This window comes from Pikeienuella piscinae (genome assembly GCF_011044155.1).
In the GTDB taxonomy this organism is placed as follows: domain Bacteria; phylum Pseudomonadota; class Alphaproteobacteria; order Rhodobacterales; family Rhodobacteraceae; genus Pikeienuella; species Pikeienuella piscinae.
The window spans coordinates 3,557,888-3,578,757 of the sequence record NZ_CP049056.1; the positions used below are offsets into that span (position 1 = coordinate 3,557,888).

Annotated in this window: 25 protein-coding genes; 18 read left to right on the forward strand and 7 right to left on the reverse strand. The window is 68.4% G+C overall.

All coding sequences use genetic code 11. The features are described 5' to 3' along the window. Nucleotides 1-52: 52 nt before the first annotated feature. Genes motA through G5B40_RS16940 form a run of 7 tightly spaced genes read left to right on the forward strand, consistent with a single transcriptional unit; the run spans nt 53 to nt 6,599 of the window. Nucleotides 53-934: a flagellar motor stator protein MotA gene (gene motA / locus G5B40_RS16910; protein WP_165101034.1), complete on the forward strand. Its 882-nt coding sequence runs from the start codon at nt 53-55 to the stop codon at nt 932-934. Continuing rightward, complete coding sequence (locus G5B40_RS16915) at nt 931-3,333, forward strand: hypothetical protein (protein WP_165101037.1); 2,403 nt, start codon at nt 931-933, stop codon at nt 3,331-3,333. Before motA ends, G5B40_RS16915 begins: the two co-directional genes overlap by 4 nt. After that, nucleotides 3,326-4,048: a flagellar hook-basal body complex protein gene (locus G5B40_RS16920; protein WP_165101040.1), complete on the forward strand. Its 723-nt coding sequence runs from the start codon at nt 3,326-3,328 to the stop codon at nt 4,046-4,048. Before G5B40_RS16915 ends, G5B40_RS16920 begins: the two co-directional genes overlap by 8 nt. Nucleotides 4,049-4,099: 51 nt before the next feature. Next, nucleotides 4,100-4,885, forward strand: coding sequence for a flagellar basal-body rod protein FlgG (flgG, locus tag G5B40_RS16925; protein WP_165101043.1), 786 nt, complete (start codon nt 4,100-4,102; stop codon nt 4,883-4,885). Next, nucleotides 4,882-5,310 carry a flagellar basal body P-ring formation chaperone FlgA gene (flgA, locus tag G5B40_RS16930; protein ID WP_165101046.1) on the forward strand — a complete coding sequence of 143 codons (429 nt, stop codon included), beginning with the start codon at nt 4,882-4,884 and terminating at the stop codon, nt 5,308-5,310. Before flgG ends, flgA begins: the two co-directional genes overlap by 4 nt. Further along, entirely contained in the window at nt 5,307-6,080 is a 774-nt protein-coding gene (gene flgH / locus G5B40_RS16935) for a flagellar basal body L-ring protein FlgH (RefSeq protein WP_165101049.1), read from the forward strand. The genes flgA and flgH overlap by 4 nt, the downstream gene beginning before the upstream one ends. A 12-nt stretch (nt 6,081-6,092) precedes the next feature. Beyond that, nucleotides 6,093-6,599: a flagellar basal body-associated FliL family protein gene (locus G5B40_RS16940; protein WP_165101052.1), complete on the forward strand. Its 507-nt coding sequence runs from the start codon at nt 6,093-6,095 to the stop codon at nt 6,597-6,599. A gap of 21 nt (nt 6,600-6,620) precedes the next feature. Here G5B40_RS16940 and G5B40_RS16945 read toward each other — a convergent pair whose 3' ends face one another. Both G5B40_RS16945 and G5B40_RS16950 read right to left on the reverse strand, forming a co-directional pair. Then, nucleotides 6,621-7,313: a flagellar hook capping FlgD N-terminal domain-containing protein gene (locus G5B40_RS16945; RefSeq protein WP_165101054.1), complete on the reverse strand. Its 693-nt coding sequence runs from the start codon at nt 7,311-7,313 to the stop codon at nt 6,621-6,623. A gap of 9 nt (nt 7,314-7,322) precedes the next feature. After that, entirely contained in the window at nt 7,323-8,729 is a 1,407-nt protein-coding gene (locus G5B40_RS16950) for a flagellar hook-length control protein FliK (RefSeq protein WP_165101057.1), read from the reverse strand. A gap of 91 nt (nt 8,730-8,820) precedes the next feature. On the opposite strand from G5B40_RS16950, the gene G5B40_RS16955 reads away from it, so the two are divergent. Continuing rightward, the gene (locus G5B40_RS16955; protein ID WP_246209591.1) at nt 8,821-9,129 is read left to right on the forward strand and encodes a rod-binding protein; all 309 of its coding nucleotides are present in this window, start codon (nt 8,821-8,823) and stop codon (nt 9,127-9,129) included. After that, nucleotides 9,122-9,493 carry a hypothetical protein gene (locus G5B40_RS16960; protein ID WP_165101060.1) on the forward strand — a complete coding sequence of 124 codons (372 nt, stop codon included), beginning with the start codon at nt 9,122-9,124 and terminating at the stop codon, nt 9,491-9,493. Before G5B40_RS16955 ends, G5B40_RS16960 begins: the two co-directional genes overlap by 8 nt. 37 nt (nt 9,494-9,530) lie before the next feature. On the opposite strand, the gene G5B40_RS16965 is transcribed toward G5B40_RS16960, so the two are convergent. The 5 genes from G5B40_RS16965 to G5B40_RS16985 form a co-directional block, all read right to left on the reverse strand. Next, nucleotides 9,531-10,376 (reverse strand): DUF1217 domain-containing protein, encoded by an 846-nt coding sequence (locus G5B40_RS16965; protein ID WP_165101063.1) that lies wholly within the window; start codon nt 10,374-10,376, stop codon nt 9,531-9,533. After that, complete coding sequence (gene flbT, locus G5B40_RS16970) at nt 10,373-10,786, reverse strand: flagellar biosynthesis repressor FlbT (protein WP_165101065.1); 414 nt, start codon at nt 10,784-10,786, stop codon at nt 10,373-10,375. The genes G5B40_RS16965 and flbT overlap by 4 nt, the downstream gene beginning before the upstream one ends. Next, nucleotides 10,774-11,166 carry a flagellar biosynthesis regulator FlaF gene (gene flaF / locus G5B40_RS16975; protein ID WP_165101068.1) on the reverse strand — a complete coding sequence of 131 codons (393 nt, stop codon included), beginning with the start codon at nt 11,164-11,166 and terminating at the stop codon, nt 10,774-10,776. The genes flbT and flaF overlap by 13 nt, the downstream gene beginning before the upstream one ends. Before the next feature lie 117 nt (nt 11,167-11,283). Next, the gene (locus G5B40_RS16980; protein ID WP_165101071.1) at nt 11,284-12,504 is read right to left on the reverse strand and encodes a flagellin; all 1,221 of its coding nucleotides are present in this window, start codon (nt 12,502-12,504) and stop codon (nt 11,284-11,286) included. A gap of 214 nt (nt 12,505-12,718) precedes the next feature. Continuing rightward, entirely contained in the window at nt 12,719-14,041 is a 1,323-nt protein-coding gene (locus tag G5B40_RS16985) for a FliI/YscN family ATPase (RefSeq protein ID WP_165103791.1), read from the reverse strand. 105 nt (nt 14,042-14,146) lie between these two features. On the opposite strand from G5B40_RS16985, the gene flgB reads away from it, so the two are divergent. The 9 genes from flgB to G5B40_RS17030 are packed head-to-tail and all read left to right on the forward strand — an operon-like array spanning nt 14,147 to nt 20,806. Next, the gene (gene flgB / locus G5B40_RS16990) at nt 14,147-14,623 is read left to right on the forward strand and encodes a hypothetical protein (RefSeq protein WP_165101074.1); all 477 of its coding nucleotides are present in this window, start codon (nt 14,147-14,149) and stop codon (nt 14,621-14,623) included. Continuing rightward, on the forward strand, nt 14,620-15,012 hold the full coding sequence (flgC, locus tag G5B40_RS16995; protein ID WP_165101076.1) for a flagellar basal body rod protein FlgC: 393 nt from the start codon (nt 14,620-14,622) through the stop codon (nt 15,010-15,012). The genes flgB and flgC overlap by 4 nt, the downstream gene beginning before the upstream one ends. Nucleotides 15,013-15,050: 38 nt before the next feature. Further along, complete coding sequence (gene fliE / locus G5B40_RS17000; protein ID WP_165101079.1) at nt 15,051-15,350, forward strand: flagellar hook-basal body complex protein FliE; 300 nt, start codon at nt 15,051-15,053, stop codon at nt 15,348-15,350. Between the two features lie 39 nt (nt 15,351-15,389). Continuing rightward, entirely contained in the window at nt 15,390-15,656 is a 267-nt protein-coding gene (locus G5B40_RS17005; RefSeq protein ID WP_165101082.1) for a flagellar biosynthetic protein FliQ, read from the forward strand. A 4-nt stretch (nt 15,657-15,660) separates the two neighbouring features. Beyond that, nucleotides 15,661-16,419 carry a lytic transglycosylase domain-containing protein gene (locus G5B40_RS17010; RefSeq protein WP_165101085.1) on the forward strand — a complete coding sequence of 253 codons (759 nt, stop codon included), beginning with the start codon at nt 15,661-15,663 and terminating at the stop codon, nt 16,417-16,419. A 6-nt stretch (nt 16,420-16,425) separates the two neighbouring features. After that, nucleotides 16,426-18,492 (forward strand): flagellar biosynthesis protein FlhA, encoded by a 2,067-nt coding sequence (locus G5B40_RS17015; protein ID WP_165101088.1) that lies wholly within the window; start codon nt 16,426-16,428, stop codon nt 18,490-18,492. A 3-nt stretch (nt 18,493-18,495) separates the two neighbouring features. Beyond that, nucleotides 18,496-19,326, forward strand: coding sequence for a flagellar biosynthetic protein FliR (locus G5B40_RS17020; RefSeq protein WP_246209592.1), 831 nt, complete (start codon nt 18,496-18,498; stop codon nt 19,324-19,326). Next, nucleotides 19,323-20,411 (forward strand): EscU/YscU/HrcU family type III secretion system export apparatus switch protein, encoded by a 1,089-nt coding sequence (locus G5B40_RS17025; RefSeq protein WP_165101091.1) that lies wholly within the window; start codon nt 19,323-19,325, stop codon nt 20,409-20,411. Before G5B40_RS17020 ends, G5B40_RS17025 begins: the two co-directional genes overlap by 4 nt. Beyond that, complete coding sequence (locus G5B40_RS17030; protein WP_165101094.1) at nt 20,408-20,806, forward strand: hypothetical protein; 399 nt, start codon at nt 20,408-20,410, stop codon at nt 20,804-20,806. Before G5B40_RS17025 ends, G5B40_RS17030 begins: the two co-directional genes overlap by 4 nt. The last annotated feature ends 64 nt before the right edge of the window (nt 20,807-20,870 follow it).

Genomic DNA, 20,870 nt, shown 5'->3' on the forward strand with positions numbered 1-20,870 from the left:
ACGACGGGCGCGGCCGCCAGCCGGGCGCGGCTGTGGTCGGAAGGGGTGTCCCATGATCGGCGTTCTCGGCATCGTCTTCACCTTCATCATGGTGTTCGGCGGCTACGTCATCGCCGGCGGAAAGATGCAGATCATCGTGCACTCGCTTCCATATGAGCTGATGATCATCGGTGGGGCGGCGATCGGCGCCTTCGCGCTGGCGAACAGCATGGCTGACATCAAGGCGACGCTGCGCGCGCTCGGCAAGGTTTTCAAAGGCTCCAAATGGCGGGATGACGATTTTCGGGACCTGCTCTGCCTGCTCTACGCGCTGATCCGCATCGCGCGCGCCAATCCGGTTGACGTCGAGGCGCATGTAGAGGACCCGCATGGCAGCCCGATCTTCCAGCAGTATCCGAGAATCATCGCGGATCATGAAGCGGTGGAGCTGATCTGCGACACGATGCGGGCCGGGTCCATGAACTATGACGACCCGCATCAGGTCGAGGAGGTGCTGGAGAAACGACTGGAGGCGATCCATCACCACTCGATGCACGCGAGCCATGCGCTCCAGACGATGGCGGACGGTCTGCCCGCGCTCGGCATCGTCGCGGCGGTGCTGGGCGTCATCAAGACAATGGGATCGATCGATCAGCCGCCCGAGGTGCTCGGCAAGCTGATCGGCGGCGCGCTCGTCGGCACTTTTTTGGGGGTGTTTCTCTCCTATGGCCTCGTCGGCCCGTTCGCCACGCGGGTCAAGGCGGTGGTGGATTCCGAGCAGCAGTTCTACGCTCTGATCCGCGAGGTGCTGATCGCCAATCTTCACAATCATGCGCCGGACATTTGCGTCGAGGTCGGGCGCCAGAACACGCCGCACGATCTGCGCCCGAGTTTCGGCGCGCTCAACGAGGCGCTGCAGGCAGTGAAGGCGGCGACGGCGGCGCCGGCGGCATGAGGCGCGCGCCGCTCATTATTGCGGCGCTGTCGCCCGCTTTGCTCGCTGGTGTCGCGGCGGCCGAGGATGGCGTCGTCCGGCTCCGCGCCAGCGACGTCGCCCACGCCAGCCGGGTTGAGATTCCACTTGGCTCGACAGGGTTCGGGATCGAGCGGACCGGCGCTCGGCAGATCGACCTGGTGATAACTGGAGAGATCGGCGCGCTCGATTTTTCCGAGATCTTTCCCGATGCGCGCGCGCGCCGCATCGTCAGTGCGCGGCTGGCCCCGGACGAAACCGCGGCGCGGCTCCGTTTCGTTCTCGGCTGCGATTGCGAGTACGCCGCGCGGCTTGAAGGTGGCGTGCTCGCCCTTGAGTTTCGTGATCCCGCGCAGGCGTCGGAGGGTGCGGACGGCTCGGATGCGCCGCGGGCGCGCCAGCGGGCCGCGAACGAGGGAACCGACCGCGCGCCTTGGCGCGCGCCGGCGCCCGTCCCGCGCGGTGGGTCGGTGGATGGCGGCGCGCCCGGCGCGGCGCCGGAAGATGCGCCGGCGGAGGAGATCATGATCGCTCGCCGGCGGCTGCTCGAACAGCTTTCGCGCGCCGCCGACCAGGGCCTTGTCGAATTCCGCTCGCCCGAGGCCGAAGCAGCCGCCGCGTCGTCTTCGCCCGCTTACGAACCTGCGCCAGCCGCGGCCCCGCAACCTCCGACGCCGACGGAGACCGCCGACGCCGCGCCCCGACCCGACGCGGCCCCGCCCGAGCCGCCGGAGATGCCGCCGGCGCCGCCGGCGCCCCTGGAAATCCCGGTGCGCGCGCGCACCGCCGTCGACCGGGCTTTTCCTGTCGGGCGCGGCGACACTCTGGCCGAGAGCGCCCCCTGCGTCGCGGACGAGCGGCTGGACGTCGCCGCATGGCCCGATCCGAAAAAGTTCGTCAGCGAGCGGGTGCGGTTCTCCGCAGTCTTGATCGATGAATTCGGCGGAGTCGCGCCCGACGCCGCGACCGGTCTCGCCCGGCTTTACGTCGCTGCGGGGTTCGGACGCGAGGCGCTCGGCGTGCTCGATCTCTTTCCGAACGCGGTGACGGACGCGGCGCTGATCCGCGATCTGGCGCATGTGGTCGAGGGGCGCCGCCCTCCCCGCGACGGCCCGCTCGCCGGCGCCGGCCCTTGTTCCGGGCGCATGGCGCTCTGGTTCACCGCCGCCGGGTTGCGCCGCGGTCCTGTTCCGGACGCCGCCGCGGCGGCGATGGCCGAGATCGACGAAGAGATGATCGCCGCCTTCGCCATGCTGCCAGCGTCCTTTCGCGTGCTGCTCGGGCCGATGCTGATGGATGATCTTCTGGACCGCGGTGAGACCGAGAAGGCCCGGCGGATCGACCTGATCCTGCGCCGGATCCCGGGCGATCATGGCGCGGCGTTCGACCTTGCGCGCGCGCGGCTGCTGACCGAAACGGGCGAGGAGACCGAAGCCGAAGCGCTCTACGCGAGGCTTGGCCGGCGCGATCTGCCCGAATCGCGCGACGCGCTTTTGAGGCTGTTGCAGAGCCGCATCGCGCGGGGCGCGCCGATCGGCGTCGATCTCGCCGAGGCGCTGGCGACGGCGGCGTTCATCGCCCGCGGCGGCCCGATGGAGCGGGCGCTGAAAACCGCCGAGATCCGCGCTCGCGCCCGCGCCGAAGGCCTCGGCCCGGCGCTGGCCACGGTGCGCGAGGCGATTTCGCGCGCTCCCGAAGCCGCGATCATGCTGCGCGACGCCGGGCATGCGGCGCTCGAGGAGGCCGCCGCAGACCCCAAGGATGGGCTCGCCTACACCCGCGCCGTGATGGCGCATCAGCACGAGATTTCGACGGAAATGGCGGGCGATGCGGCGCGCCGGCGCGTTGCCGAGGAACTGACCACGCTCGGCCTCGCCAACGCCGCCCTCAATTTTCTGAAGCCGGCGATCGGCCGGGGAGCCCCTGGTGTTCGCCGGGCGGAGGCGCGGGCGCGGCTTGCGCTTGAGGATGCGGAAGGCGCGCTCACCGCGCTCGAAGGGTTGAACGACCTCGCGGCGGAACGGCTCCGGGCGGCGGCGGAGGAGATGCAGAACCGGCCGGCTGCGGCGCTTGAGACCCTCTCCGGGCTCGAAGAGGCGGCGGGGGCGGAAGCACGCGCCGCGCTCGCCTTTCGCGCCGGAGCCTGGCCCGCAGCCGCGGCCGCCGGCCCGCCGGCCCGCCGATTGCTCGCCGCCTATATGGCGCGCTCAAGGCCTGAAGGCGCGCCCGCCGCCGCGCTGCCGCCGGACTTGGAGGGCGCCGCCGACTTTGTGGAGCCGCGATCGCTGACCGGTGAAGTGACGCTCGGCAAGGCGCGGTCGGTCATGGAGGCGTCGGCGGCGGCGCGCGCGATCATCAAGGAGGCGCTTGAAGATGGATAATCCGGGTTACGTGACGCTCTCGCGTCAGGCGGGGCTGCTGAAGGACATGCGGATCATCGCCAACAACATCGCCAATCTCTCGACGGACGGATTTCGGCGCGAGGGCGCGGTCTTCGCCGAAATGATCGACCGGCTGAACGTCGTCGGCGGCTCGACCGCGCAGACGGCGGCGGATGTGCGAGTGACGGATTTCAGCCAGGGCGCGCTGACGCCGACCGGCGGCGCGCTGGATTTCGCGATCGAAGGGGACGGGTTCTTCCGGGTCGAGGCTGCGACCGGCGTGGCGCTGACCCGCGCCGGCGCCTTCACCCGTAACGAGGCGGGCGAACTGGTCGATTTCGGCGGAAGGCGGCTTCTCGGCGAGGGCGGCGCGCCGGTTTTCGCGCCGCCCGACGCGCGCGAAGTCGCGGTGGCGACCGACGGAACCCTCTCCGCCGATGGTCAGGCGATCGGCCGGATCGAACTGGTGACGGTGGAGGATGCGAGCGGCCTGAGGCGTGGCGCGGACGGGCTCTTCACCACTGACCAACCGCTCATCCCGGCCGAGACCGCAAGTCTTTTCCAGGGGTTCAGGGAGCAGAGCAATGTCGATCCGATCCGCGAGATCGCGCGGATGATCGATGTCCAGCGCGCCTACGAGATGGGGCAGAAATTTCTGAGCACCGAAGATGAACGCATGAGGCAGGTGGTCCGGGTGATCGGCGCCGCCGTCTGAAACTACCCGCTAGGCGGGCCTGCATGACAAAGCGAGCAAAGGAGAATCCAGATGCGCGCACTCGATATCGCAGCGACCGGAATGGGGGCCCAGCAGATGCGGGTCGAGACCATTTCCAACAATCTCGCGAACATGAGCACGACCGCCTATAACCCGCGACGGGCGGAGTTCGCGGACCTCCATTATCAGCAGGTGCGACAGCCCGGGGCGGTGAACGCCGCCGACGGCTCGATCCTGCCTACGGGGGTTCAGCTCGGCCTTGGCGTCAGGGCCGCGGCGGTCTCGATGGAGGTCACCGAAGGCGCGATGCGCCAGACCGGAGGTGAGCTCGACATCGCCATCGAGGGCGCGGGCTATCTGGAGATCGAGCTGCCTTCCGGCATTTCCGCCTATACGCGCGACGGCGGGCTGAAACGCACTGGCGACGGGCTGATCGTGACCTCGGAAGGTTATCCGATCATCCCTGAGATCACCATCCCGGAGGACGCGAGCGCGATTACCATCAACGCCGACGGCGAGGTCGTGGCCGGTTTCGACGACCAGACCGACACCGAGGTTCTGGGCCAGCTGACTCTCGCCAGTTTCGTGAACGAAAAGGGGCTGGAGGCGATCGGCGGCAATCTCTTTCGCGAAACCGCCGCTTCGGGACCGCCGAATATCGGTGACGCGGACACCGACGGGCGCGGCCGGTTCCGGCAGGGCTTTCTCGAAGAGAGCGGCGTTGACGCGGTGCGCGAGATCACCGACCTGATCGAGGCGCAGCGCGGCTACGAGATGAACGCCAAGGTGATAACCGCCGCCGATCAGATGCTCGGCGCCACGGTGCAGATCCGATGATCGGTCGGTTGGGAGCGGCGGTCGCGCTGGCGCTCGTCCTCGGCGCGCCGGCTGCGGCGGAGAGTCTGGTCGCGGCGCGGGCGATATTGGCCAGAACGGTGGTCGGGGCGGACGATATCCGGCTCGCCGAAGCGGTGATTCCAGGCGCGATCAGCGACCCCGCCGCCGCGGTTGGGCGAGAGGCCCGGGTCACCATCTACGAGGGGCGCCCGGTGCGCCCCGGCGATCTCGTTGCGCCGGCGCTGGTCGAACGCAATCAGGTCGTCCGCATCAGCTTCGAGAGCGGCGCGCTCGACATCAAGACCGACGGGCGCGCGCTTGAACGCGGCGCGCTTGGCGAGCGGGTGCGCGTGATGAACCTCTCCTCTCGCCTGATTATCAGCGGCGCGGTTTCTGGCCCCGGCGCCGTGGCGGTGGCGCGATGAGACAGCGTATCGCCACCCAAACCGCGCTGTTGGCGCTGGCCGTCGCGACGGGTTGCAGCCGGCTCGATCATGTCGGCCAACCTCCGCCATTCACGCCGAGCGGACAGGTTTTCGTCAATCCGACGCCGGTGACGCCGGAGCGTATCGCGCTGGCGACGCCTTCGCCGGCCGAGGTCGCGGCGATGCGCGCGCCGGGGAGTGATCTCGCCCATGAACGCTCGGCGTCGCTCTGGCGCTCCGGCCCATCTTCGCTTTTCGGCGACCGGCGGGCGCAGGGACGCGGAGATATTCTCACGGTGGTGATCGAGATCGACGAGGAGGCTGAAATCTCCAACGCGACTGAACGCAACCGGAGCGGAAACGAGGACCTCGCCATTGCCGCGCTCCTGGGGCTTCCCAAGCTCGTCGATGATCTGACCGGGGTCAGTCTCGACCCGGCGGCGCAAATCAATTCCTCATCCAGCAGCGCCGGCGACGGCTCCGTCAAGCGAAACGAGGAGATCACGCTTCGCCTCGCGGCGACGGTGACCCAGGTCTTGCCGAACGGCCATTTCGTCATTGTCGGCAATCAGGAGGTGCGGGTGAATTTCGAGCTTCGCGATCTGCGCGTTCAGGGCGTGATCCGGCCCGAGGACATCTCGCGAAGGAACGAGATCACCTATGACAAGATCGCGGATGCGCGGATCAGCTATGGCGGCCGCGGGCAGATCACCGATGTGCAGCAGCCGCGCTACGGTCAGCAGGTCGCCGACATCATTCTTCCGTTCTAGGAGCGTCGCGCCATGATGAAACTGTTGCCGGCCCTGATCCTCGGGCCGATCGGCCTCGGCCTCGGTCTCGCTGGCGGACAGATGCTGCGTCCGGCGGCGGAACCGGAGACCGAACCCAGGGCGGAGGCGGGCGCCCGGGCTGGAGAGGCGGACGCCCCCGATGCGGCCGCGGCGCCGGTCTCGCCCGCTAATGCCAGCGCCGATTATGTCAAGCTCGACCGGCAGTTCGTCGTGCCGGTCATCACGGCGGAACGGGTCGATGCGCTGATCGTGATTTCAATGGCGGTGGAGGTGGCGCCCGGCGGTTCCGATGCGGTTTTCGCACAGGAGCCGAAGCTGCGCGACGAGTTCCTGCGCGTTCTCTTCATCCATGCGCAATCGGGCGGGTTTTCCGGCGCCTTCACCGAGCCGCATGTGCTCGATGATCTGCGCGCCGCGCTCACCGCGTCGGCGCGCCGTTTGCTCGGGGATACTGCGCGCGGGGTGCTGCTGACCAATATCGTGCGCCAGGACCTGTGAGTCGCGAAATGCGGCGGCGGTTCAATCCGACGCGGCGCGGATCGCCGAGATAGCGGCGGCGTCGATGACGTCGCCGCTCTCCAACACCAGCTCTGCACCCGTCTCGCCCAGACGAGCTTCCACGACGTTGACGAAGCCGCGCGGCGCGGCGCTGGCCAATGGCTCTTCGCCGTTGGCTTGCTCCAGCGTGAACCGATAGACTCCCTCGGGCAGGGTTTCACCCGCGCCGCTCGTCCCGTCCCAAACCAGGCGTCTCGCCCCCGGCTCGACCGGCAGGCGAGCGACCGTCGCGCCGTTCTCGGCCTGTGCCACGAGGAAGGCCGACGTGGCGGCCGGATCGGCATCGACCGAAAGCGGGATCGGCGTTTCGCCATCGAATGGGATCCCGGCCGCCGCTTCGACGCTGGCGCCGAGCCAAGGCGTGAGCGCGCCCAGTCCCTCGCCGCCCAGCGCGGAGAGGATCGAGCCAAGTTGGTCATTGGTCTTGATCTGCTGCTCGACGGCGGAGAATTGCGCGAGCTGTGCGACAAACTCCGTCGAATCGGCGGGGTTGAGCGGGTCCTGGTTGCTGAGTTGGGTAGTCAGCAGTGTCAGGAAGGTTTCGAAATCAGCGTTGATTTCGGCGCGCGGCTCCGCGCTTTCGCCGCTCTTCGCGCCGTTTGCGTTTGCTGCGCCTGTAGCGGCGGTCTGACCGGTGATGGCTGCGGTTTCCATGGCGTGCTCCTAAAAGCGGATGTCGAGGCGGTCGTCTGGCGCGCCGCGCCAAGCGGCCATGATGGCGAGCTGCTCGGCGTTCCGGTCATTCGGGGCGGAGGGCGTCGGATCTGGGTCGGGCCGGGCGCCGCGCTGATCTTCGCCTCCGGTTTCCGATCGCGCGAAGTCGAGCGTCACGTTGCGATAGCCGGCGGCGGTCAGATCGCGCTGCAGAATGTCGCCATGCCGGCGCATCAGATCGACGACTTCCGGCCGGTCGGCGCTGACCAGCGCTGCGATCCCGTCACGCTCCACGGTGAAAGAGAGGTGGACCCGTCCGAGTTCCGGCGGATCGAGCCTGATCTCGACCCGATCGCCGCCGCCCGTTCCCGTGCGCGCGGCGAGACCGATCTGGGCCGAAATCTGCGCCGCGGCGCGTTCGCCACCCGGCGGCGCCGATAGCGGGGGCGGGCCGGAATGGCTCGGCACGGTGAGAGGCGTGTCCGCGCGGCCGGACGTGGCGGCGTGCGCGCCGCCAGACCCGCCTGCGCCGTCCCCATCGAGAAGGACCGGGATATCGCTGGCGCCGGACATCGCCCCGCGCGCTGCGGCGTCGCCATAGGCGACGGGTGTTGTTTGCGAAAATGAGGCGTGCTGGGCGGGTGCGGGGGGTTGCGCTTTATCCTGCGCAGGGGGCGCCGCGGCATCCGCTGCTCCGCCCTCGGGCGCTGCGCCGCGTGGGCCAAGTTCGGCGCGTGGCGCAGCGGGGGCGGCTACGGCGGCGCCTTCGACGGGAACCGCCGCCGGGCGCGTTGGCGCGGCCGTGGTGGCGGGGGGCGCCGCGCCGGTCGACGCCGCGGCGTTGGAGCCGGGCGCGCCGTTCTCAGCGTGCGGGCCTAGAGCTGGCGCCGTCTCCGACACGGGCGTCTCCGCCGCAGCCCGCGCTTCCGCGAGCGTGCGGACGGACATCGTTCGGGTTGTGGTGGGCGCGGCCTCGGCGTGTCGTTCGGAACTTGCCGCCTCAGCCGTCGCCGTCTCCGCGACGCCGGGTTGGGTTCCGGCAAGCGTTGCAGCCAACCCGTCTGTCGCCTGCTCCTTCAGGACGGCGGGCGCCGCGTCAGTCTCGGCCGACATCGTCGCGGGCGAGCCCGCGCGGTCGCCCCGGAGGGGCGGGCGGTAGGTGGTCGTATCCATCTCCGCCGCCGCGCCCGCTGCGTCGGACTGAGGCGCCATGAGCGCGGCGAAGGCGCCTGTCCCGGTTTCCGCCGCGCGCTCTTCGCCGCCGCTTTCGTCTTTTGCCGGAGCCGCCCCAGATGTCGGCGTCGACTCCGCGCCGGACGCCTTGCCGGCGCGCGCGCTCTGTGACCCGGCGGCGCCTGACGTTGCGCCCGGGCCAGGCATGATGTCGCCCTGAGCGATCACGGCATGTTCCTTCATTCTGGTTCGCAAGGCCGACTATGCCGGGCGATTCTTACCATTCGTTTACGGCGAGCCTTCATGATCGTCCCGAATTCGAGGGAGATCGACTATGAACCCAGTCGCCAGCATGACCGCCGCGTCCGAAACCCGACCTCTGGCCGAGACGCGCGCCGGTGAAACCCGCGAAGCGGCGCTTCGCAAGGCCGCGACCTCATTCGAGGCGGTCTTCCTCTCGGAGATGTTCGCCCATGTCGGGCTGGGCGCCGTGCGAGAGGGCAATGGCGGCGGTGTGGGAGAGGAGGCGTTCGCCAGTCTTCTCGCCGACGAATGGGCCGAGAAGGTCGCATCGGCAGGCGGGCTGGGGCTGTCGGAGCGGATCTATCAGGCGCTCGCGACGCGGGAGGATGGCGATGCTTGACGAGATGAAATGGCGCTATCGTCTGGCCGAGATCCGGGCGATGATGACGGCGGAGCGACGGCTTTTGAAGGCGGGAGCGATCGACGAGATCGTCGCGCGCGACCGTCGCCGCCAGACCCTAGCCGATCAACTCTCCGAAATGCCGGCGGCGATCGCCGAGTCGCACGAAGCGCTGATCGAGGAGATTCGCGTCGAGGCTGCGCGCAACCAGAGCCTGCTGAAAGCCTATATTCGCGGCGCGGGAGACGCCGCGGCGCGTATGCAAGCGCTCATCGAGAAAAGGGGCGAGATTGGCGCCTATCGGCGCGACGGCTCCCGCCTCGCCGGCGCTGCACCCGGCCCGACCCGCGAAAGCCGCGCCTGACCGCGATCGACGGCGCGCCGACCGCGAGCCGGCGGCGTTACAGCGTTGATGAGAGGATCAGATTGGCGAGACCCGTGGAACCAACGCCGCCGCCGCCGCCGAGCAGCGTGAGCGCTGCGTAGCCGGGCGTCGCGGCGCTGGGCCCATCCTCGATCGAGCGGCGGATGAGGAAGCGGCTGATCGCCTTCTCGACGATTTCGTCATCCTGAAACACTTCCAGCGATTTCGAGCCGAAAACGGTTTCGTTGTATTGGCGCAACTCGTCGCGCTGGCGGTCGATATCAAGTTGGCCGAAGGCTTCTGAAAGCCCGAATGCGCCCTCGAACACCGCCCGCAGCGGCTTCTCCCCCATCACCGAGAACCACGCCGTGCCCTCCGGGTCGTCTGCATCGGCGTAGTCCTTGATTTCGCGTCGAAAATTCAACGCGAGGCGTAGAGCCTCATCCTGGCCGCCGACGGCGATCTCGAACTGGCGGTCCTTGTAGGCGGCGGTGATCCTGGCGCCGAAACCCGGCTCGAACGTGCGCGCGCCGAGGGTGTCGCCAAAGCCGAACGCCGCAGCGATCTCCTTGTACCGTGGATCGGTGAAGCGGTTGGCGAAGGCTTCCGGGTCTTCCGAGCCTTCCTCCAGCACCTTGCGGATGAAGGCGCGCTTGTCGATCTCCTCATCTAGGCCGAACGCGCCGAGCGCGACGCGCAGAAGCCGCCGGTCGGAGACGAGATCCTCCGCCGTCTCGACCGCGCCGATATGCTTGTTAAAATATTCGATGTCGCGAGAGATTTCCGGTTGGGTCTCGAAGATCGCGCGCTGCGAATCCTCGGTCTGGGTCAGCAGCCGATACCCGAGAAGGCCCGACGCGGGCAGGATCGGCGTGAAGCTCACGACATCCTCTCCTCATTCATCGCCATCAACCTGTCCTCCATCGGCAGGATTGCGCGCAGTCCCCTGAGCGCCGGATAGAATCGGCCGAGCGAGACGTCCTCGGCCGCGCGGGTGAGACGACGCGATGATTCCGCGTCGGTGAAGACTTGGGCGAGTTGCCGGATCCCGTCGCTGATCTGACGTTTCGCGGCCGCTTCATTCGCCTCGCCGGCGAGAACCAGCTGGATGATGTAGCAGACGCGGCGCACTGGCGTGTTCGCCTCCTCCGGATGAAGCGCGTCGCGCAGCCGCAGAACATTGGAATCAGGCGTGAGAATATTGAGCCGCGCGCGCCGGTCGCCATTCTCGATCACCACGCCATTCGCGACGAAGCGCTCGCCCGGCGCGAGCTTGAGGATCAGGCCGGGCATGACGCGGCCTCGCTCTGCTGGCGAAGGCCGCGCATGATCGCGGTGTTCAGTTCGATCAACGGCGCGGCGTTCTCCTCCTGCGCCAGGACCTTGCGGGTGTGGGCGCGGGTGAATTCTGCCAGATAGAATAGGCGCGCGCGGAGCATCTCGGGCAGGCCGTTGCCTTCGAGGGCGACATCCGCCGCGATCACCGTCCAAAGCTTGAGATTGTCATGCAGGGCCGCGGCGAGGCGGGGGAAGGCCGTCGGCCCGTCCGTCTCCGCGGCGGCGTCGAGCGCGCGGGTGATTCGCGCGAACGCCTGATATTCGATCTGTCGGGGGGATTTGGCTGCGTTCCGAGGGTCGCCATATGCGATCTCTGCGCGTTGATGGATCTCCATCGGGGTATCCTCGCAATATGCGCCGCTTTGTGGCCGGCGTCGATGATCGGCGCGGCTTCAGCCGCGTGTCGCGAAGGATCCCGGAGCCGGGGGGGCGCCCGGCTCCGGGCAATGCGATTAGCGGAAGAGCGTCAGGATCGACTGCGGCGACTGATTGGCGATCGAGAGCGCCTGAGTGCCGAGCTGCTGCTGAACCTGCAGCGCCTGAAGCCGCGCCGCGGCCTCTTCGAGGTTCGAATCCACCAGCGTGCCGATACCCGACCGGAAACTGTCGATCAGCGTGCTCATGAATTCGTTTTGCACCTCGATGCGATTCTCGGAGGTGCCGAGCGCCGCCTGGGCCTTGACCGAAATCTGAATCAGATCCTCGATCGCGGAAAGCCCGGCTGCGGCGCCTTCCGTGGTGGTGACATCGATGTCGTTCAGCAACTCAAGGCCGCCGCCGATGGTCCCGCCCGATTCCACCACGACGACCGCGCCGTCGCTCAGGTCGCCCGTCGCGGCGCCTGAATTGTTGACGATGGTCAGGTCAGCGCCGGAAGCGGACACCGTGAACCCTTCGATCCCCTCGCTGGCGAGGGCGAAATTGATTCGCGATGCGAGGCCGGTGGCGACATCGGCGAGCGTGTCGCCATCGCGGATGACGAAGTCGATATCGCCGGAGGTCCCGAACGCGGCGGCGGCGAAGCTGACCGAATCGCCCGCGGTGATCGTGCCGCCGATGGTGATCGTGTCGGTGTCCCCGTCGGCGAGCGCGCCCGCGCCGGCAGCCGTGACGGTGGCCGCGCCGCCGGACCCGACCGCCGAGGCCTCGGCGCCGAGATCCTGCTTGGCGACGGAGATCGAGGAGGTGTTGACCCCCGTGGCGCCCGGCGCCCGGTCGAGCGACGAGAGAACGCTGAACGTGCTGGAGCCGGCGGTGCTTTCCTTGTTCGAGAGCACGTTCAGGCCGTTGAACTGCGCCGCGTTGACGCCGCCGCTGATCTGACCGCGGAGCGACTCGATTTCGTCCTGCAGCTTGCCGCGGTCGACGTTCTCGCCGTTCGAGGAGATGATCAGCTGCTTGATGTCGTTGAGCCGCTCGCCGACGGCTTTCGCCGCGTTGGAGCCGACCGCGACGGTGGACTGGCCAAGCGAGAGCGAATCGGAGATCGCCTCGAAGCCTTTCACGTCCGACCGCATCACCTGGCTGATGGCGAAGATGGCGGCGTTGTCCTTGGCCTGGCCGATCTTGAGGCCGGTGGAGATTTCGCTCTGCACCTGGCCGAGATCACGGTTGATGTTGCTGAGCGACTGCAGCGCGACCATCGCGCTGTTATTGGTGAGAATGCTTCCCATGGAAGGGTCTCCTGATCGGGTGCGGCGCTTTTGCGCCGGCTTTTCGGATCGTCCGGGTGGCCCCGGATGCGAACGCCCTTGATGGCGTCTCGCCGGTCGCCGCATGTTGGCGTCGCCAGCCGAAGCCGTCCTGGCCTCGACGCCTTCATCGCCGAGGCGGGCTTAACAAAGGCTTTTCACGGCGGCCCGAAGCGCCAACAATTACCTGCAAAATTTAGACGGAAGCGCTGGTCTCGTCTGCGCGGAGCAGCGCCTCCAGCCGGGCGAAGCCCTCACCCGCTTCGGCGCGTGTCGCCACGAACGCGTCGAGCGCGGGAAAGAGCGCGACCGCGCGGTCGAGCGTCGCATCGACGCCCGGTTGATAAAGCCCGGTCTGGATCATCGGCTCCGCCCGCTCATAGGCGCCGATCAGCCGGCGAACCTCCGCGATCATCGCGTTCTCCGCTTCACTCGCGGCGCGCGGCAGGGCGCGTGAGACCGACCGGCCGATATCGATCGCCGGAAAGCGGCCGCGCTCCGCGATCGCGCGGTCGAGAACGACGTGCCCGTCGAGGACGCCGCGTGTGATGTCCGCCACCGGCTCCTCCATGTCGGAGCCGGCGACGAGGACGGAGAAGATCCCGGTGATCGCGCCGTCGCCCTTTCGTCGCCCGGCGGGGCCGGCTCGTTCGGCCAGCGCCGCGATCATGTTGGCGGTCGAGGGCGGATAGGCGCGGAGACTCGGCGTCTCCCCGGCGGTCAGCGCGATTTCGCGATGCGCCTCGGCGAAACGGGTGAGGGAATCGAGAATCAGCAGGACATGTCGCCCAGCATCGCGGAAATGTTCGGCCACGGCCATCGCAGTCCAGGCGGCGCGTCGGCGCGCGAGGGGCGATTCGTCCGATGTCGCCGCGACGACGATGGCGCGGCGCATTCCCTCCGGGCCCAGCCCCTCGGCGATGAACTCGTTCAGCTCGCGCCCGCGCTCCCCGATCAGGCCGAAGACGACCACATCCGCCTCCACCCCTTTCGCAAGCGTGCTCAAGAGCAGCGACTTGCCGACGCCGGAGCCGGCGAAGACCCCGATTCGCTGGCCGCGCGCCAACGGCAGGATGGTGTCGGTCGCCGCCAGCCCGGTCGAAAGCCGTGGCCCGAGGCCGCCCCGCGTCGCCGCCGGCGGCGGCGCGCGGCGCACCGGTGCGGGGCGATCGCCTTCCGGCAGCGGGCGACCGTCTAGCGGCGCGCCATAGGCCCCGATCACCCGGCCGAGCCAGGCGTCGGAGGGCCGGAGCGGCGCGTCGGGCGCCAGCCAGACCGGGTCGCCCAGCCCGACGCCGCGGTCGCCGGGGCCAAGCGCCATCGCCCGCGCGCCGGCTTCGGTCAGCGCCACGATCTCGCCCGTCACCCCCTCGGCGTCCGGGTGCGGCGCGAGAAGGATGCGGTCGCCTAGCCGCGCGGCGTCGCCAAGCCCGGTGACGAGGAGCGCGCCGCCATCCGCCGCCGCCACCCGTCCGCAGCGCCGCCGCGCGGGCGTGCGGGACAGCTCCGCCTCCAGCATCCTGATGTCGACCACCTGAACCTCCGCAATTCGACTGAAACCCTCCCGTCCGGGTTACCTCTTCTAAAGGGTTGATCCTTAAGACCGGCTTTCGACGAAAAACGGATGGAGAAACCTCCCGTGGCTTTCGACCTAACGATTCTGGGTATGGCGAAGGGCCTGGCGGCGCACGCGGCGCAACGTCAGGGCCTTGTCGCCGAGAATGTCGCCAACGCCGATACGCGCGGTTATCGCGCGCAGGATGTGAAGCCCTTCGCGGAGATCTACGAGGCGTCGGGCGCACAGGGCGGGGGACTCGCCTCCAACGTCCGCAATGCCGGCTCCCCGTCGTTCTATGGCGGGATTTTCATTCCCATCGCCTCGCGCCCCGGCCACGAGGGTTACGGGCTGGCTCTCGCCACCGTCGGCTTCTCGGAGCCGCTAGAGATCACGCGCATGGGCGCCGATTCGCCGAACGGCAACTCGGTCTCGCTGGAAGACCAGATGGTGCGCGGCGCCAAGGCGAACGCCGATCACGAACTCGCGCTCGGCGTGTTTCGGAAGTCTATGGACCTCATACGCATGGCGATCGGCCGGTCATGAGCGATCTTCTGCAGGGCCTCTCCGCCGCTTTGAGCGGAATGAACGCGCAGGCGACGCGGCTGCGCATCGTCTCCGAAAACATCGCCAACGCCGACACGCCCGGTTTTCATCGCAAGGCGATCAGCTTCGAGTCGCTGGTCGGAAACACGGACGATTCGCGCGCCGTCGCCGCCACCCGCGTCACGCTGGACCAGCGGCCGCTGGAACAGGTCTACGACCCGGCGCATCCGCTGGCCGACGAGGAAGGTTATCACGACGGCTCCAATGTCGACATGATGATCGAGATCGCCGACGCGCGCGAGGCGCAGCGCAGCTATGAGGCCAATCTTCGCATGTTCGACCAGTCGCGGCGGATGCTCTCGTCGCTCTTCGAACTTCTGCGCCGCTGAGGCGCGCATCACGACCGTCGCCCAGAAAGGGAAACATCATGGAAGTGAATTCCGCACTCGCCAGTCGCTTTTACCAGAACGTCCAGGGCGCGCTCCGCCCCGAAGAAGGGGTGCGCGCGGCCTCCGGACCGGGCGAGACCGCCTTGAACGCCGCACGCAGTTTCGTTGAAACACTGCGTCAGGGCGAGCAGGTCGCCGAGGCCGGCATGGTTGGGCGGGCCGATCCGCAATCTGTGGTCACCGCGCTCGCCAGCGCCGAGATCGCGCTACAGAGCGCGGTCTCGATCCGCGACAAGGTGGTCGAAAGCTATCAGGAGATCCTCCGGATGCCGGTCTGAGCAGGTTTTCGCGAAGATTCGCGGCGCGGAGCTCGGGGAATGAGCGGCGAGGAGATCATCGACATCACCAGGGCGATGCTCTGGACGACCTTCATCACCGCGATGCCGGTGCTCACCGTAGCCCTCGTCGTCGGCCTGGCGATCGGGCTCTTTCAGGCATTGACCTCGGTGCAGGAACTGACGCTGACCTTCGTTCCGAAGCTCGCCGCGGTCGCGATCACCTTCTGGATCACCATGGGCTTCATGACCGACGCCGTCGTCACGCTCTGGCGCGACCGGTTGATTCCGCTGATCGCGGGGGGCTGAGCGGATGTGGCGCCTCGCGCTCCTCCTCGCCCTCATCGCCGCGCCGGTGGCCGCCAGTCAGCGTCCGGCGGCGGACATTGCGGCGATTTGTGACGAGGCCGCGCGCATCGGCGCCTCGGCGAGCGAAGCGCCGCTCGAGATCCTCCGCGCGCTGACCCGCACCGAGACGGGCCGCCGCCTCGACGGCGCGTTCAGGCCCTGGCCCTGGACCGTCAACATGGAGGGGGAGGGTTTCTGGTTCGAGACGAGGGAAGAGGCGCTGGCCTTCGTCCGCGCACGCCGCGCCGCCGGCGCGCGCTCCTTCGACATCGGCTGTTTCCAGATCAACTTTCGATGGCATGGCGGGGCGTTCGAATCGATCGAGGCGATGTTCGACCCGGCTCTCAACGCCCGCTATGCGGCGAAATTTCTTGACGAGTTGAAGTCCGAGGGGGGCGGCTGGCGCGCTGCGGTCGGCCGCTATCATTCCAGAACACCCGAATTCGCGCGGCGCTACTCCGACCGTTTCGAGACGATCCTGGCTTCGCTCTCCGCCGTTTCGGCCGCGCCCACCATCGCCCGCGGCCGGCAGCCGCTCGGTCGTGACGCCTGGCCGCCGCTTTTCCAGGGCGGCCCGGCCGGAGCGGCCGGCGGCGTCTTTGTCGCCCCGCCCGCGCATGGCGAACCGGCCCGCGCGCGCGCCAATTGGCGCGGCGGGATCGCGCTCGATGTCTTCACCGCCGGCGCCGGGCTCCTGCGCCCGGTCCGGCCGCTTTTCGATTAGGTCGTGATGGACGTATCCAAACTATACCAGCCGACGATCATGCTGGCGCTGGCGCTTCTGGCGGTGATCGTGATGATGATCCTGCCGATCCCGGCGCTGCTGCTGGATCTCGGGCTCACGCTCTCGTTCGGCCTTTCGATCCTCGTCTTCACCAACACGCTGTTCATCAACCGTCCACTGGATTTTTCAGCGTTTCCGACCGTCCTTCTCGCCTCGCTGATGCTGCGGCTTTCGCTCAATGTCTCTTCGACCAAGCTGATCATCGGCGAGGGGCATAACGGCCCGCACGCCGCTGGCGAGGTGATCGAGGGCTTCGCGATGTTCGTGATGGGCGGGTCGATCTGGCTGGGCCTCGTCGTCTTCGGCGTCCTGCTGATCGTGAATTTCATCGTCATCACCAAGGGCGCCGGCCGGATGGCCGAGGTCGGCGCCCGCTTCGCGCTCGACGGCATGCCGGGCCGTCAGCTCGCCATCGACAGCGACATGGCGGCCGGCGCGATCAGTCATGAGGAGGCGCGCGCGAAGCGCAAGACCGAGCAGGAGGAGACGACATTCTTCGGCTCGCTCGACGGCGCCTCCAAATTCGTGAAGGGCGACGCGGTCGCCGGGCTTCTCATCACGCTACTCAATCTCGTCGTCGGCCTCGCCATGGGTGTTCTTGTCCACGGCATGCCGATCGGCGAGGCGTTCTCGACCTACGCCATCCTCACCGTCGGGGACGGGCTGGTGAACCAGATACCGGCGGTCATCATTTCGATCGCGGCCGCGCTTCTTCTCTCCAAGGGCGGCGTTCTCGGTTCCACCGACAAGGCGCTCTTCAGCCAGCTTGGCGGCTTTCCCGGCGCGCTCGCCACCGTCGCTGGGCTCATGATGCTGCTCGCGCTGGTGCCCGGCCTTCCGATGACGCCGTTTCTTCTCGGCGCGGTCCTGCTCGGCGCCGCCGCCTGGGCGGGCGCGCGCCGCGCCGCGCGTCTCGCGATCGCGCCGCCGAGCGAAGCCGTGGCGAAGCGACCGGAAAAGAAGGTCGGCGATCTTCTCGATCTCGACGAAATCCATGTGGAATTCGCCGCAGACATGGTCGATTCGGTGATGGACGAAGCGACTGGGCTCGGCAATCGAATCACCAATATGCGCAACCATATTGTCGCGCTCTATGGCGTGGTGATCCCGGAGATCCGCTTGACCGACGATATCGAGCTCGCCTCCGGTTCCTACGTCATCCGCATCCAGGGCGTGGAGATGGCGCGCGCCACGTTGCGCCCTGGCCGGGTTCTCGTGCTGCTGGGCGACGAGCCGACGCTGGCGCCTGCGGGCGAGGACGCGGCGGAGCCGGTTTACGGCGCCCCGGCGCGCTGGATCTCGTCCGACGATCAGGAGAGCGCGGCGCTGAACGGGTTTTCGGTCATCACGCCGACTGAGGTCGTGGCGACGCATCTCCTTGAGATCGTGAAATCCAATTTCGGCCGACTCTTCACCCGCCGCGCGCTGCGCAAGCTCCTCGAGGAGTTCGCCGCCGTTTCCGACCCGGCGCGCGCCGCCGCCAACCGTCGCCTTCTCGACGAGTTCATCCCGGACAAGGCGCCGATCGACCTGGTGCAGACGGTTCTGCGCCGGCTGCTGGAGGAACAGGTCTCGGTCCGGAACCTTCCGCTGATTCTCGAGGCGATACAGGAGGCGAAACAGGCCGGCGCCACGCCCGACGCCATCGTCGAGCATGTCCGCCGCCGCCTTGGCTTCCAGCTTGTCGCCGGGTTGACCGAGGAGGACGGTGCGTTGCCAATCATCCAGTTGCGCCCCGAATGGGAGGAACTGTTCACAAGGCACCAGACCGAGGTCGAAGGCGGGATCGCCGATGTCGCGCTGCCGCCATCGGAGTTCAACCGCCTCGCCGGCTCGATCGCCGAAAAGGTGGCTGAAGCGGGGCGGGAGGGGCGTGTGCCGGTGATCGCCACCTCCTCCACCCGCCGCCGGTTCCTGCGCACGGTGCTGGAGGCGAAGGGCGTCAGAAACGCCGTCCTTTCGTTCGACGAGATCGGCGTCAACGCCCGGCCGGCGCTGATCGGCGTCGCCTGAGCGATGGAGGCCCAGCCTGAGATCATGCGGCTTTTCGCGGCCCTCGGAAGGCTGCTCTCCTTTTCCGAAGCGGAGCTCTACGCGCTGGTCGCGGTGTTCGTGCGGGTCGGCGCGGTCGCGGTGTTGCTGCCCGGTTTCGGCGAACAGATGGTCCCGATGCGGGTCCGGCTGGTCGCCGCGCTCGCCTTCACCGCAATTGTCTGGCCGGCGGTCGCGCCCGGGCTGGCGCTCCCGTTCCAGCCCCTCGGCGCTGCGATGGCGCCGCCGCTCGCCTATGGGCGGCTGTTACTAGCGGAGGCGGCTTGCGGTCTCGTGCTCGGCCTCGCGCTCCGCTTCTTGGTCTTCGCGCTGCAACTCACCGGTTCGATGGCGGCGCAGGCGACCTCGGTCGCGCAGATTTTCGGGGGTGGGGCGACTCCCGACCCCATGCCGGCGATCGGCAACCTACTTGTTCTCGCCGGCATCGCGCTGGCGCTCGCCTCCGGGCTCCATGTTAAGGCCGCGCTGGCGATGATCGGCTCTTATGAGGTGCTGCCCTTCGGGGTCTTTCCGGTCGCCGGCGATCTCGCGGAATGGGGCGTCGCGCGGGCCGCGCAGGTCTTTGACGTCGCCTTCATGCTGGCTTCCCCCTTCATCGTCGCGGCGCTCGTCTACAATGTCGCGCTCGGGGCCATCAACCGGGCCATGCCGCAACTGATGGTCGCCTTCGTCGGCGCGCCGGCGATCACCGCCGGGGCGCTTCTCTTCCTTCTGCTCGCGGCGCCGGTCGGGTTGGCGCACTGGTCCGGGTTGCTGGATGTGGTGCTGGCGGCGCCATTCGCTACGCCGAGATGAGCGGGGAAGGACAGGATTCGGGGGAGAAGTCCCATGAACCGACGCAACAGCGTCTCGATGAGGCGCGAAAGAAGGGCGATGTTCCGAAATCCGCCGACCTGTCCGCCGCCGCCGCCTATTTCGGCCTGCTGGTCGCGTTGGGCGTCGCCGGCGTCGGCGCGGCCGGCTCCAGCGGCGCGGTCCTCGCCGGCTATCTTGCGCGGGCCGAGACGCTGGCCCCGCGCCACCTGAACTCGGGGGCCGGGCTTTCGTTTGAAATCGCGCTTCAGGCCATCGCGGGCTTTCTCCCGCTCTTCGGCCTGCCGTTTCTCTTTGTGCTTGTGGCGATCTTCGCGCAGCAGGCCCTTGTCTTCGCGCCGGAGAAACTGGCCCCGAGGTTGAATCGGATATCGCCGCTCACGCAGGCGAAGAACAAGTTCGGTCCGACCGGGCTGTTCGAGTTTACGAAATCGGCGCTGAAGCTGATGGTCATCTCCATCGTCCTCGCGCTCTTCCTGATGAGCGAGACCGACCGCATCGTCGGCCTCACCCGTGCAGCGCCGAAGGCGATCCCGGCCGAGATGGCGCGGCTCGCCGTCTCGCTCCTGCTTCAGATCGCGGTAGTGGCGCTGGTCATCGCCGTGTTCGACGTGCTCTGGCAGCGATTCGACCACGCGCGAAAGCTGAGGATGAGCTTTCAGGAACTGAAGGAGGAGATGAAACGTTCCGAAGGCGACCCGATGATCAAGTCGCAGCGCCGGCGGCGGGGGGAGGAGATCGCGACCAATCGCATGATGAGCGATGTGCCGAAGGCGGCTGTGGTGATTGTCAACCCGACGCATTACGCGGTGGCGCTTAAATGGGATCGGCGGACCGACGGCGCGCCGGTGGTGGTGGCGAAGGGCGTCGATGGCGTCGCGCTTCGCATCCGCGAGGCGGCTGAACGGGCCAATGTGCCGATCCACCACGACCCGCCGACCGCCCGCGCGCTGGAGGCGGTGGTCGAGATCGGCGCCGAGATCGAACCGGCGCATTACCACGCGGTAGCCGCCGCGATCCGCTTTGCCGAGGCGCTCCGCGCGAAAGCCAGGGAGCGCGGGACGTGAGCGCGGAGAGATTCGCCATGCTGGAGGATATCGCGCACAGGATCAGCTTGCGCGACCTCGCCGAACTCGCGCGCATCAGGCGCGCCCTCGCGGCGCTCGATACGGAGGCGGCGGCGCTGCGCCGGGCCGAGGCCTCGGAGGTGGCGGCGGCGGATATCAACGACCCGGCGGCGGCGCGTCTGCTCGCCCGCTTCCGCGAGGTCAACGCGGCGCGCATTCAGGCGCTCCTCGAACGCCGCGCGGCGATGGCGGCGGATGAGGCGGCCGCCCGCGCCGCCGCGATCCGCGCGCTCGGCCGCGCGCATGCGGCGGCGCGCCTTCGTCGACGCGCCGAAGCGGAGGCCAGCGCGGCGCGCGCGCGCCGCGAAGAGCGGGCGCTCGCCTTTCGTTCCTGATCTGACGGTCCCGTGTCCGACGCCCGAAATGCTTGACGGCGGCGCGCCGCCGCACGAGGCTTGC